The following is a 13,889-nucleotide window of genomic DNA, read 5'->3' as shown; positions in this document are numbered from 1 at the left end:
TGTTCCCATGTATTATCGGTGAGCACTGTTCTTGCCATAATTTAGAGAGCCCTGTTTGAAATAGTCTCTTTATTTTAAAGCCTTTATACTTACTTTTACAGATTAGGGACACGCCCTAATACCCTTTCACCTACTACTAAATTTTAAGCGGCTGAATGCTTAGCATTAGATGAATGATTAAGCTAAGATAATACGCATTATTAATACCAGTATTAAAGTAGCCTCTCCCCTAATAAATCCCTATAGATTAGGAAAACCTATGAGCTTAGAACCTATAAATATAGCAACGCTAATATCTTCTACCCCAAAAAATGTAGCCGACTTTAACCAAACCCTGCCGCTACATATCGCCAATCTAATCTGCGTCCGCGCTGGCAAAGCCATGCCATTCACTCGTGAAGAAATGAGCGCCATCGATAAAGCACCAATTAACGCACCTGTCGCGGTCAACTTTATGGGATTAATTACTGACGAACAAGCCGATCGCAAGCATCATGGCGGCCCACTCAAAGCCGTTCATCAATTAGCGACGGCTACTTATGAGAAAATAAATGCAGAATTTGGTCTAAAAGTCCGCGTCGGTACGTTGGGCGAAAATCTCACGACCGAAGCCGCCAACGGTCTACCTGAAATGACTGAGTCTACGGTTTGCATTGGTGACGTTTTTGAGTATGGTGATACGGCTACTAGTACAGATGATGTTGATAATTTACAACTGCGTATCGTGCAACCGCGCCGCCCCTGCTACAAGATCAATGATCAAATTGGACAGTTTACCAAAGTACCGAATATTGCGGCATGGGTCAGCAAACAAGGTATCGCTGGTTGGTATTTCAAAGTGGTACGTGATGGTATGATTAGCGCTGATTTGCCCGTCTATTTAATCGAACGTCCCTATCCTTTTGCGACACTTGAGACATTATGGCAGCTATCAAATTCAAAAGAAAAATTTGCAGCGGAAGTCATTGAACCTTGGCTTGCGATTGAGTGTTTAGAAGACAGTTGGAAGAAAGTGTTGGCGAAGAAGATTCGCAAGAATTAAAAAAGCTTTCAAAGATATCTCGACCTCATCTATCTACTATCAATAAAAAAATAAAGGTAAGTATAGTCAATCCTATATAAATCAGATACGGTGTCAGGCTCGCTTAGTCTACTATTTGTAGTACTTTCGCTCGCCTTCCTTGTATCCAAATTATATTGAAACGACTATATCAAAGCTCACCTTTATTCACACAGAGCATTTCATGGTAAAAAACATCTTCTTAGCGTTTGGCCTAACACTACCCTTGATTGGCTGCGTGACCACGACCTCTCCAGTAGCGACTACCGAAAGCTACATCGTGGATAGTAAAACTTACCAAGCCACTGGCAAAAGCGAACGCATCAAAACCATTGTGCTGCACTATACGGTGTCAGACAATGACCGATCCATCAAAACACTGACCACGGGCAAGGTCAGCGTGCACTATCTAGTGTTAGATAATGACGATGATAAAATTTATAATCTAGTACCAGAAAACGAACGCGCTTGGCATGCGGGCGATGGCGGCTTTGCGGGACGGACAATCCTGAACGATACTTCTATCGGCATAGAAGTCGTCAATGCAGGAATTGCACCTGAATATAAAGATGCACTAAAAAATGGCGAACTCGACTATCATCCTTATGACCATTATGTCGCCTTTAATGAGTGGCAGATTAAAAAGGTCGCGGAGTTGGTACAAGATATCACCGCGAGATATGACATCTCACCGAAAAATATCATCGGTCATTCTGATATGGCACCCTCGCGCAAAATAGACCCCGGTGCAAAGTTCCCTTGGCAGCAGCTATATAAAGAGTATGGCATCGGTGCTTGGTATGATGACACTGATAAGCTTGCTTTTATGGATACAAACGCATTTGCAGCGGCCACGATACCTGAGCTGAAGCAGCAGTTTCGTGATTATGGCTATCAGGTTAACAGTAGCGACGAGTGGGACAAAACCAGTCGCGATGTCGTCTATGCGTTCCAACTACACTTTCGACCCCGTAACCCAACAGGAACGGTAGACTTAGAGACTTATGCTATTTTAAAGGCATTGAATAAGAAGTATGCTGATACCAACGATTTTTATTAACCCTTTCATATCATCAATAATAAACGAGCTGTACAAGGAATTTTATGAGCACATTGTTTAGCGTAAATTTGAATAAATTGGCTTTGATCCGTAACTCTCGCGGTACTGACTACCCTAACCTGTTGTACTTCGTGAAGAAGCTGATTGACCTAGGGGTTAAAGGCTTTACCGTACACCCGAGACCCGATGAGCGTCATATCAGATACCAAGATGTCTATGATATCAGTGTATTCTTAAAGGACTATCCAGAGATTGAGTTCAATATCGAAGGCAATCCGAATGAGCAGTTCTTAAAAATTATCCGTGAAGTAAAGCCGCATCAATGCACGCTCGTACCAGACAGTGACGATCAGCTGACCTCCGATCATGGCTTTGACATCATCACACATCACGAGTTTTTATCCACGTTAGGCAAAGAGCTGGAAGCGTTCGGTACGCGCTGTGCGGTGTTCATCGACCCTGATATCGAACAAATCAAAGCGGTCATCGAGAGCGATGTACAAACTATCGAGATGTATACCGAAGAATGGGCGCGCGCCTACAGTAATGGTAAGAGCGATGAAAATATTGATTTCGATGAGGTCAAGCAACGCTTTAGCGACTGTATCAACTTAGCCAATCAAAATGGCATCCGCGTCAATGCAGGTCATGATTTGAATTTGAATAATTTGACTGATCTGCTCGCGCTGAGTGATATCGCTGAAGTGTCGATTGGTCATGCATTTACGATTGAATCACTGGAGCAAGGCATGGATAATGTCGTGCGTCAGTATTTAGACATCTGTGCTTAACCCCTATTAATACGCAAATAGTTTGGTTCTATCAGCAGTCCTAATATCTACATTATTAGGTTCTGTTAAACATTCAACAGACCCTCAGCAAACGCTAATAATATTAAAAAAGGAATCTTTATGTATCAAGACTTTCAGAAGGATCTACAACAAGAAATCAGCGATATACGCGCGGCAGGACTGTATAAAAACGAGCGCGTGATTACCTCTCCACAAGATGCGCTCATTAAGATTACTGATGGCCGTGAGGTGCTTAACTTCTGTGCCAATAATTATCTTGGATTGTCTGACCACCCTGAGATTAAAAAGGCCGCTATCGAAGCCATCGAAAACTCAGGTTATGGCATGTCATCGGTGCGGTTTATTTGTGGTACGCAAGATTTACATAAGCAATTAGAAGCGGCGATTTCTAAGTTTTTTAATACCGAAGATACGATTCTTTATGCGGCCTGTTTTGATGCCAATGGCGGTGCCTTTGAGCCACTGCTGACTAGTGAAGATGCGATTATTTCTGATTCGTTAAATCATGCTTCAATCATTGATGGCGTACGCCTATGTAAAGCGGCGCGCTATCGCTATGCCAATGCGGATATGCAGGATTTGGAGACGCAATTACAAGCGGCACAAGCTCAGCGTTTTCGTTTAATTGTCACCGATGGTGTGTTTTCGATGGATGGTAATGTCGCGCCAATGGATGAGATTTATGCATTGGCACAAAAATACGATGCCATGGTGATGATTGACGAGTCGCATTCAGCAGGCGTGGTCGGTCACACTGGTGGCGGCGTGACTGAATTGTTCAATCTACGTGGTGATATTGAGCTGATCACTGGTACTTTAGGCAAGGCATTTGGCGGTGCTATTGGCGGCTTTACCACGGGCAAAAAAGAAATCGTTGAGATGTTGCGTCAACGCTCACGCCCGTATCTGTTTTCAAACTCCATTCCTCCTATGGTGGCGGCGGCTGGGGTAAAAGCGTTTGAGATGCTGTCGCAAGACAATACCCTACAAGATAAATTGCATGAAAATACTGCCTATTTTGTGAAAAAAATGCAAGATGCGGGCTTCGATATCAAGCCCACCGCATCGGCAATTTGTGCAGTTATGCTTTATGACGCCAACGTCTCCCAGCAAATGGCAGACGAGCTGCTTAAAGAAGGCATTTATGTGATTGGCTTCTTTTACCCTGTCGTACCCAAAGACGAGGCTCGCATCCGTGTCCAGCTCTCTGCTGCCCATACTCGCGAGCAGCTAGACAAGTGTATCACCGCCTTTATCAAAGTCGCCAAGCAAATGAAAGTGATTGATTAAGCGTCGTTCAGTATTTGTTCGGTATTCACTCGCTAGATTCAACCATTAAGTACAACACCGTTAAATAAGAGAAAAGTATGAAAGCACTGGTTAAAGCCCATGCCAAAAAAGGCATCTGGATGCAAGACATGCCAGAACCTACTGTTGGCATCAATGACGTTAAAATTAAAATTAAGAAAACCGCCATTTGTGGCACAGATTTGCACATTTATAAATGGGATGAGTGGTCACAAAAGACCATAAATACGCCGATGATAATCGGACACGAATACGTCGGTGTCATTAGTGAAATGGGCGATGGCGTCAAGCATCTTGAAGTAGGTGACCGAGTCACAGGCGAAGGCCATATTGCTTGCGAGCATTGCCGTAACTGCCGCCGTGGTAAGCTGCATGTGTGCGAAAACACCATCGGCGTGGGCGTCGACCGCGATGGCGCGTTTGCCGAATATTTGGTGATACCTGCCGATAATGTCATCAAACTCGATGAGCGTATCAGCGATGAGATGGCAGCCATCATGGACCCCTTTGGTAATGCCACGCATACTGCCCTTTCATTTCCTGTCCTTGGTGAGGATGTATTGATTACGGGTGCGGGGCTGATTGGCTCAATGGCAACGGCAATTTGTCGCTTCGCAGGGGCGCGTAATATTGTGGTCAGTGATATCAGCGACTATCGCCTAGAGCTTGCCAAAAAAATGGGCGCGACGATGACCATAAACCCAGCCAAAGGGGAAACCATCGAAGGTGCTATTGCTGAGTTAAAAATGAACGGCTTTGATATTGGGCTTGAGATGTCAGGCTCGCCTCAGGCCTTTGATTCGATGATTAGTAACATGTATAACGGCTCTAAAATCTCTCTCTTGGGCATTTTGCCTAACACCACCACGGTGGATTGGAGCAAGATTATTTTTAAGGCGTTAACCCTAAAAGGTATTTATGGCCGTGAGATGTGGGAGACGTGGTATCAGATGGAGCAAATGCTGATTAGCGGTATTGATCTATCGCCTATCATTACCCATCGCATGCACATTGATGACTTTCAAGAAGGCTTTGATATCATGGAAAGTGGGCAATGTGGTAAGGTGATTTTAAGCTGGGATTGATAACGTGGTGCGTCAATATTTGATGAGTCGTGGTTAGCTTTTGAATTATCACGACTAATAAAACGGCACTGATTTCAGTGCCGTTTTTTATAGGGTAAAAATCATATGGAGGATAAACTATGGAAGATTCTGAAGCCGAAAAACTTGAAAAGTATCTCGCAGAAAAAGCCAAGCAAGATCAGGAAAAAGAACAAGAGCTTGAGCCGCTCTCTGCTTATGATGCTTGCGTGCTAAAGGAAAGTGCTAAAATTCATGAGTTGATTGCTGAGGCTCAGAAGCATTCAGAGGATGAATAGTTGTTAATACCTTCGCTCGCTTACCTTTTACTCATAGTTAATGACCGCATCAGCAGGCATTTAATCTAAATGGCAGTTACACAGAATCTGGGATGGTTTCGAGTAAACTTATCTACTATAAGTTAATCTAAACATTAGTTGTAAAGTATGATATCTAAGTGCTAAGCTTCACTTTATCTAAAACTTATGATTTAAATCTAAATGCGGTATCACAATGAATTCAACTAAAAGCAGTGTACTACCTACTTTACGAGGATTTCACTATCAGGTTTTACTTGGTATTGAAAAGTGTTTTGAGTTGAATGCAGGTCAGTCAATTTGGTTTGAAAGTGATGGTGATATAAGTATACGTGGTAATGAATTAGAAAATAATGAACAAATAGAAAGTAAACATTATGATCAAATGGACGTTCTTACTGATGGTCATGCCAATTTTTGGAATACTCTGAATAATTGGCTTAAAGATGATTTTGATCATACACAGTATGCTTTTTTAATTCTTCATACAACTCAGCCTACATCAAAAACAAGCCAACTCTATGGTTGGAACTCCAAAACTCCTGATGAAAAACTAGGTATCATAAGTAGTATTTATGATAAAAGAACTGATGCCGAAAAAACAAAGAAAGACGCTAAAGGCGTTTTGAAATTTCAGCAAGCTATCTTTGATTCTAATAATAAAATAATCAAAGATATACTAGGTAAGATGCTAATTAATGACAGTGCAGATAATATAGATAATTTGAAGCTGAAACTAATTAACAAGCCACTAGGAATTCCTGATGATAATATAGATCAATACTTCGAAGGGATTGTTGGTTGGGTTTATGAAAAAATGGGTGAAGATAGCTGGTCCATAAATCAGCACGATTTTAAAGACAAACTTGAAGAATTAACGAGCAAATATAGCAGAGGGAAATTTTCTTTTCCTCCATTTACTGGAGAACTAGCAACAGATATTGACTTATTAAAGCATAATGAATACCTTTTCGTTCAGAAGATAAAAGATATAGAACATTATGACGAAATTCCTGAGGCTGTAGGAAACTACGCTGAATTTACGAATATTTTATTAGAAGAGTCAGTCCGATCACCTAAATATAGAGAAATAACTAAAACATACAAGAGTAATTTGATAAGAAAATTTAAAAGAAAACATCAAAATTCTTCACTTCTACACCCAAATCATTCAAGGATAGATTGTGCAAAAATTCTATATAATGAGTTCATTGACGAGCCAGCAGAACAAGTTCAAGAGTGTGAAATGACTCCAAAACCATATAAAAATGGCTTAATTCATAATTCTATGGATGATGAAAATGATGGCTTAAAATGGGAGATTGACTAAGTGGATATGATTGACGCTGTTCATACCTACTATTACAACCCCTTCAAGTATGGAAGTCACATTGTATCATTCTACAACTCATTGGAAGATGTAGAGCAAAATATATTACTACTTCCACTTATCATTCCGATATGTAGTCATCCTGAACTATCTAAAAAACTAGATACAGTAAGACTGTCTGGTAAAAGTCGTTCAAACTTTTTCACTAAATTCGGGAATCCTAAAGAATTTTACGACTTACAAGAGCGCATTGACACCTTAAAGGCATTATCTACACAAAGCTTAAGTTATTGCATGATTAACGATGGGGTATCTTTTGACAAGTCATCTCTAAATATTCTAATCAATAGAAAATACGATAAAGTACAACTGAATAAACAAGCTACGAACTTAGGAAAGTTATTCAGTGGTTTATCTATTACTGAAATTTATAAAGGATTGAGGGTGAATCCATGAAGTCAATAATTTACGAAATGGGTGTGATAGATAACAATGACAAAAAACATCCAGTTTATTTAAAAGCTGGGCTAAACATTGTGACAGGTGCGTCTTCGACAGGTAAAAGTGCATTAATTGAGATTTTTGACTATTGCTTAGGTAGTTCAGAAGATACTATTCCTGAAGGTATTATTACTGATAATGCTAAAGTTTACTATGTTTGTATGAATATCTCAAACCGAATATATGTTTTCGGCAGAAAACCTCAAAACAATAGAATTTATACTAGAACCATTCAGGAACATCAAAAAAATATAATTGATATAGATTTTTTTGATGATAAATTTGCTATCAGCAAATTTAAAGAATATATGCGAAACGAGCTTCTAAATATAGATAATGTTGATGAGTCCACACTAGATACATTTTATAAAGGACAAAAAGAAAGTCGTCCAACAATACGTAGCTACATGTCGTTCTTACTCCAACATCAGAACTTGATAGCGAATAAGCACGCTTTATTCTATAGATTTGATGAAAAAGAAAAGCGTGAACAAGTTATTAAACATACTAAGTTTTTTTTAGGGTTTGTAAAGCAAGATTACTTCCTACAAATGAAAAAGAAAGAAGCTATTGAGAGTGAAATAAAGAAACTTACGAAAGAGAAAGAAATACTTACTAGCTACAAGATACAGCAAGAATTACAGTTAGAACCTGAACTTAAAAACATGTATGCACTAATGAGGTTCTCTGATCATCCTGTTAAATTAGAAAGTATTATATCTAACCCTATAGAAAGCAAAGAAAGACTTAAAAATTTCTTACATCCCGATAATTTCGACTCTTCATCGGATATGTTCCATAGGCGTTACGTAGATATTTCCAAATCTCATGCTGAAAAAATTGTTGAGCTAAACCGTGTAAGAAATAAAATTGTGTCAATCGAAAATTCGTTAGACCAAGAAGATAAACTACTTAACTCAGAGAAACTTGTTAATCAAGATGCAATTGAAGTTTCCGATGCTGTTTGTCCTTTATGTGAGACTAAGCACAGTAAATTACCTGAATCGGCTGAACAGCTATTAAAAAGCTTAACTATACCCTTAGAGTAACGAGAGAAATGCGCGCGCCCCTTCAGACACTGCTAGCAGATACTGAGATACAGGCTAATGAGCTTATTAAACAAGTTAAGAAATTACAGTTAGAAAAGAAAGAACTTGAAAGTATCGACGAAAGAATTCAAGAAAGAAAAGATTTTTCCGAAGAGATATATAATCAGAAGTATAAGTTGTTCAGTATCATTGATTTACTCAATCCTGCTGTAGATACAAAAATTGAATCGAAACTTACTGAACTCAGGGGAAATTTGAGAGCTGTTAAAGAAAGTCTTAGCAAGTATAATATGAATGATCTCATAAAAGAATCCGAGAAAAAAATAAATGAGTATATGTATGATATTGGCAACGAATTTGACTTTGAAGACGCTTACGATCCAATAAATTTAAAATTTTCGTTAGAAAGTTTTGACTTATATCACGACGATATTAATAAAAATAAAAAAATCTACTTGAGGTCAATGGGTAGTGGAGCTAACTGGTTATATACTCATCTAACGCTATTTCTTGCATTACACAAATATTTTGTCTCATTAGGTGAGGATTGCTTAATCCCATCTATACTGTTTTTAGATCAACCTACTCAAGTTTACTTCCCAAATTTTAGCCGTGATACGGAGAAGAGTTTTTCAAAAGATGAAATAAAGTCTATCGAGATGTTGGATGATAATAAAATTGACGAAGATATGAAGTCTGTCACAAATATTTTCGATCAACTAAATAACTACTGTATTTCTTTAGAGGAGGAATTTGGATTTTCACCTCAAATAATAGTAACTGACCATGTAGATAACTTAATGCTTAGAAACGGTAGCTTTGAGTCGTTAGTAAATGGGAATAGATGGAGAACTAAAAAGCTTATGAATTTTGATAAAGTATATAAATATATTAAAAGTTCAAACTACTCTATCACCCCCTACTTATGAATGACTAGTCAGACTTAACATATCTTGCTTATTATTTCGCCATACCAATGGTGTGTTACGCTCCGCTAACCCACCCTACCGACCTTTTAATTTGTAGACTCGAACCACGACGAATACTTATAAGAACACGATGTCACCACTAGCCCCGACTGTAGCGGTATCCTGTTAGGTTGGGCAAGTTGCGACAGCTAGGTTTTGGGGTGGCGACGCGAAGCAAGCGACAACCCAAACCGTAGCCATCGCCGCGCCCAGACTGGCAGATACAAGCGGAAGGCGGGAAATAGCTCCCCTACTCTTAAAAACACCCAAATCCCAAACACAAAAAAGGTGAGCTTTGAGCCCACCTTTTTATTTTAAAAAACCGCTATCTAAAACTATAAGCAATTACTAGAGGTCTGAGTAGCGACTAGCGCAACCAAGCTCGGGCGTTACGGAACATACGCATCCACGCGCCGTCTTCGTCCCACTCTTCTGGTTTCCAGCTGTGGTTGTAGGCTTTTAGGTTACGCTCAGGATGCGGCATCATGATAGTGACGCGACCATCAGTGCTACACAGACCCGTGACACCGCCGACCGAACCGTTTGGATTGAGCGGATACGTCTCAGTTGGATGACCTTGGCTATCGACATAACGCATCGCAAGCTGACCGTGTTTGGCCATACCGTCGATTTCGTTGTTGTTTAGCGTGGCATAGCCTTCACCATGCGCCACAGCGATTGGCAAGATGCTATCCTGCATACCTTTGAACAGGATAGACTTGGTACGCTCGATTTTCACATTGACCGTACGCGCTTCAAAACGAGCGGATTTATTGGCGATGAAGCGTGGGAAGTTGTCCGCACCTGGGATGAGGTCTTTTAACTGAGCCATCATCTGACAACCGTTACAGACGCCTAATGAGAAGGTCTCAGGACGGGCAAAGAAGCGGACAAACTGCATGCGTAGCTCATCATGGAACAAGATAGAGTTCGCCCAGCCTGAGCCAGCGCCCAATACATCACCATAACTAAAGCCACCACAAGCGACCAGACCGTCAAAGTCACGTAGATTAATGCGACCATTCAGTAGATCGCTCATGTGTACATCAACCGCTTCAAAGCCAGCTTGGGTAAAGCCTGCTGCCATTTCAGTCTGACCGTTGACACCTTGCTCACGCAAGATAGCGACTCTTGGTTTATTCTCGCGGCTATTTAGATACGGCTCTTCAACTTTTTTATTGAGATCAAAGTTCGGCGCAGCGATGAGGCCTTGATGGCTCGCATCAGCAATCAAGTCATACTCTTGCTGTACGCACGCTGGATTATCACGGCGACGAGCGATTTGATAGCTGACCTGAGTCCACGCTTGCTGTAATTCAGTACGGCTAAAGCTGAGAGTATCATCACCCATAAGCGTTGGCGTTTGGATAATGAGGCTGTCTTCTTCTGAGCTTTGACCGACGAGGCTGAGCATATCAGCAACATTAAACTCTTCTGCCAATTGCATCAATGCGGCGAAGTTTTCTGGTAACACTTGGATGACCGCGCCCAATTCTTCGCTGAACAATTGACCGAGTAAGTTATCATCAGTCAATGACAGTTTGATACCTTGACGACTGGTGAATTGCATCTCAGCGATAGTTGCCAATAGACCACCATCACCGATATCGTGATAGGCGCTGATGACGCCTTGCGCGTTACCCGCTTGGACAAAGTTAAAGAAGTCAACCAAGTCGCTTGGCTGTGCCAAATCTGGGCAATCGTTACCTAATTGGCTCAGCGTCTGCGCAAGGATTGAACCGCCTAGACGTAGCTTACCTTTAGACAAGTCAATACGGTAGAACGCGCTGTCGCCATTGATTAGCTCAGGGGTTAGCGTTTTTGCCACATCAACCACAGGAGCAAATGCGGTAATCACAAGGCTCATTGGTGACACAACTGATTTGTCCGTCTCACCTGCTTCACTGCTGTCAGTCCAGTTGGCACGCATCGATAGAGAATCTTTACCGACTGGAATCGCGATACCTAGTGCTGGGCACAACTCTTCGCCGACGGTATAAACAGCGTCAAATAATGCTGCGTCTTCCGCATCATCACCGCAAGCTGCCATCCAGTTCGCTGACATCGTGATATCTGATAACTGTGCAATACGTGCACCAGCGATATTGGTAATCGCTTCGCCAATGGCAAGTCGTGCTGAGGCTTGTGGGCTAATTAGCGCAACTGGTGTACGCTCACCGATACTCATGGCTTCACCGCTCATCACCTGACCATCAAGCGCAATCAAGCCTGACGCTGTCACAGCACAATCTGATACAGGCACTTGATAACGACCAACATACTGATCACGGACTACCATACCCGTGATAGAACGGTCACCAATGCTAATCAAGAATGATTTGCTGGCGACCGTTGGGTGACGCAACACGTCTTTGATAGACTCAGCTAAATTAACATCGCCTAACTCTAATGCAGGTAAGCTCGTGTCATGACGCTCAAAGCTACGCTTCATCTTCGGCGTACCACCGAGCAATACTTGCATCGGCATATCAACTGGCTGCTCATCCAATAGCGTATCGTCAACAACTAGCTGACGGACATCCGTGGCTGTTCCCAAGATGGCATACGGGCAACGCTCACGTGCACAGATCGCATCGAATTGGGCTTTGCTTTCTGGATGAATCGCGAGGACATAACGCTCTTGCGCTTCGTTTGACCAGATGGCCATTGGCGACATGCCAGCTTCTAATGATGGAACTTTACGCAGATTTAGTACCGCGCCCATCTCGTGGTCATTGACCAGCTCTGGCATGGCATTAGACAGACCACCTGCCCCTACATCATGTAGTGAAACGATTGGGTTGCCGTCTTTGCCGCCATTACTTACATCTACATCACTACCGGCTAGTGCCCAACAACGATCCATCACTTCTTGGCAACGACGCTCCATCTCAGCATTGTCACGCTGAACTGAGGCAAAATCCAAGCCTTCATCAAGTGAACCACTATCAACAGAAGACGCTGCACCACCGCCTAGACCAATCTGCATCGCAGGGCCACCAAGGACGATTAATAAATCACCTTGTTGAATGGTATTTTTTTCAATGAGGTTGCGTTTGATATTACCGTAACCACCGGCAAGCATGATTGGCTTATGATAGCCGCGCATCTCACTGCCGTCTTTTGCCGCTGACGTATCCAACTGAAAGCTACGGAAATAACCGCATAGGTTAGGGCGACCAAATTCGTTTGAGAAGTTGGCTGAACCGAGTGGCGCTTCAGTCATAATTTCAAGACTGGTTGCCATACGATCTGGCGTACCGTAAGCCTGCGTACTCAGTTGACCTGACTGCTCCCACTTTTCGCTAAGCTCTGGGATATGTAGATGTGATACGTGGAAGCCTGTGAGACCTGCTTTTGGCTTACCGCCACGACCAGTTGCGCCTTCATCACGAATCTCGCCACCAGCACCCGTCGCCGCACCCGAATAAGGGGCAATCGCTGTTGGATGGTTATGGGTTTCGACTTTCATTAAAATATCGATTTCTTCTTGATGAAAGTCATAAGGATGAATTGAATTGGCATCCATCGCGTCGGTAGGAATTGGATAAAAACGCATACCCTCAGAACCTGCCATCACCGCAGCGTTGTCTTTATACGCTGACAAGATACCTTGTGGATTGGCTTTATAAGTGTTCTTAATCATTTGGAACAGTGATTTTGGCTGTACTGCGCCATCGACTGTCCATTCAGCGTTAAAAATCTTATGACGGCAATGCTCTGAGTTTGCCTGTGCAAACATCATCAGCTCAACGTCCGTTGGATTGCGTTTTAGCTCATTGACATACGCATTCATCAAATAATCAATATCTTCGACAGATAGCGCAAAGCCAAACTGGGTGTTGGCAGACTCTAGCGCCGACTGACCTTGTCCGATGACATCGATATGATTCAGTGATGCTGGCGCTTGATCGTCGAACAATTTACTGACATCGCTCAAGTTATAGACCAAACTCTGCGTCATACGGTCAAACAACACCTGCTCAGCGGCAGTAGACAGCTTTTCACTGATCTTGCTATCGATGGTCAGCGTATAGACAACGACACGCTCGACGCGATTGATCGCAATTTCACAGTTATTAAAGATATCGGTCGCTTTACTTGCCCATGGCGAAATCGTGCCAAAACGTGGACCTACGATGACTTGTAACTGATTGTTTTTTGGGGCTGCAAGGACAGTACTACTATCGACAGCAAGTAAGTCTAGCGCTTTTTTATGCTCATCACCTTCGAGTTCTCGTGATAACACATACACTTGCTGGGTATGGATTTGGCTGACATTTAGCTCGGTTTTTTGCTGGAACTGACTGATGAGTTGCTGCGTCTGAAAATCGGTAAGAAACGGTTGTCCGGCGATGGTCATCATAAAGGCATAATCCGTAAGATCAAGGCATCTCTGCCA

General features: G+C 42.1%; 11 protein-coding genes. 10 read left to right on the top strand and 1 reads right to left on the bottom strand.

The genetic code is table 11. From position 1 onward, the window contains the following. Positions 1 to 259 precede the first annotated feature (259 nt). From ACP7AE_RS12905 to ACP7AE_RS12860, 10 genes are all read left to right on the top strand, one after another. Positions 260 to 1,042: an MOSC domain-containing protein gene (locus ACP7AE_RS12905; protein WP_426243554.1), complete on the top strand. Its 783-nt coding sequence runs from the start codon at positions 260 to 262 to the stop codon at positions 1,040 to 1,042. 202 nt (positions 1,043 to 1,244) lie between these two features. Further along, the gene (locus ACP7AE_RS12900) at positions 1,245 to 2,120 is read left to right on the top strand and encodes an N-acetylmuramoyl-L-alanine amidase (RefSeq protein WP_426243552.1); all 876 of its coding nucleotides are present in this window, start codon (positions 1,245 to 1,247) and stop codon (positions 2,118 to 2,120) included. A 44-nt stretch (positions 2,121 to 2,164) separates the two neighbouring features. Continuing rightward, positions 2,165 to 2,911, top strand: coding sequence for a pyridoxine 5'-phosphate synthase (locus ACP7AE_RS12895; RefSeq protein ID WP_426243550.1), 747 nt, complete (start codon positions 2,165 to 2,167; stop codon positions 2,909 to 2,911). 120 nt (positions 2,912 to 3,031) lie between these two features. Continuing rightward, positions 3,032 to 4,222 (top strand): glycine C-acetyltransferase, encoded by a 1,191-nt coding sequence (gene kbl / locus ACP7AE_RS12890; protein WP_426243548.1) that lies wholly within the window; start codon positions 3,032 to 3,034, stop codon positions 4,220 to 4,222. 77 nt (positions 4,223 to 4,299) lie between these two features. After that, entirely contained in the window at positions 4,300 to 5,325 is a 1,026-nt protein-coding gene (gene tdh / locus ACP7AE_RS12885) for an L-threonine 3-dehydrogenase (protein ID WP_426243546.1), read from the top strand. A gap of 119 nt (positions 5,326 to 5,444) precedes the next feature. Continuing rightward, positions 5,445 to 5,621 carry a hypothetical protein gene (locus tag ACP7AE_RS12880; protein WP_426243544.1) on the top strand — a complete coding sequence of 59 codons (177 nt, stop codon included), beginning with the start codon at positions 5,445 to 5,447 and terminating at the stop codon, positions 5,619 to 5,621. 214 nt (positions 5,622 to 5,835) lie between these two features. Next, complete coding sequence (locus ACP7AE_RS12875) at positions 5,836 to 6,969, top strand: hypothetical protein (protein WP_426243542.1); 1,134 nt, start codon at positions 5,836 to 5,838, stop codon at positions 6,967 to 6,969. A gap of 6 nt (positions 6,970 to 6,975) precedes the next feature. Then, the gene (locus ACP7AE_RS12870; RefSeq protein ID WP_426243556.1) at positions 6,976 to 7,425 is read left to right on the top strand and encodes a three component ABC system middle component; all 450 of its coding nucleotides are present in this window, start codon (positions 6,976 to 6,978) and stop codon (positions 7,423 to 7,425) included. Beyond that, positions 7,422 to 8,519, top strand: a complete 1,098-nt coding sequence (locus tag ACP7AE_RS12865) for an AAA family ATPase (RefSeq protein WP_426243540.1) — start codon at positions 7,422 to 7,424, stop codon at positions 8,517 to 8,519. Before ACP7AE_RS12870 ends, ACP7AE_RS12865 begins: the two co-directional genes overlap by 4 nt. 8 nt (positions 8,520 to 8,527) lie before the next feature. After that, on the top strand, positions 8,528 to 9,448 hold the full coding sequence (locus ACP7AE_RS12860; RefSeq protein WP_426243538.1) for a DUF3732 domain-containing protein: 921 nt from the start codon (positions 8,528 to 8,530) through the stop codon (positions 9,446 to 9,448). A gap of 406 nt (positions 9,449 to 9,854) precedes the next feature. Here ACP7AE_RS12860 and purL read toward each other — a convergent pair whose 3' ends face one another. Then, entirely contained in the window at positions 9,855 to 13,853 is a 3,999-nt protein-coding gene (gene purL, locus ACP7AE_RS12855) for a phosphoribosylformylglycinamidine synthase (RefSeq protein ID WP_426243536.1), read from the bottom strand. Between the last annotated feature and the right edge of the window lie 36 nt (positions 13,854 to 13,889).

This window comes from Psychrobacter sp. TWP2-1-2 (assembly GCF_049896785.1).
Classification (GTDB): Bacteria; Pseudomonadota; Gammaproteobacteria; order Pseudomonadales; family Moraxellaceae; genus Psychrobacter.
The sequence above is the reverse complement of the archived record's forward strand: the minus strand, read 5'-3'. Positions and strand labels throughout refer to the sequence as shown.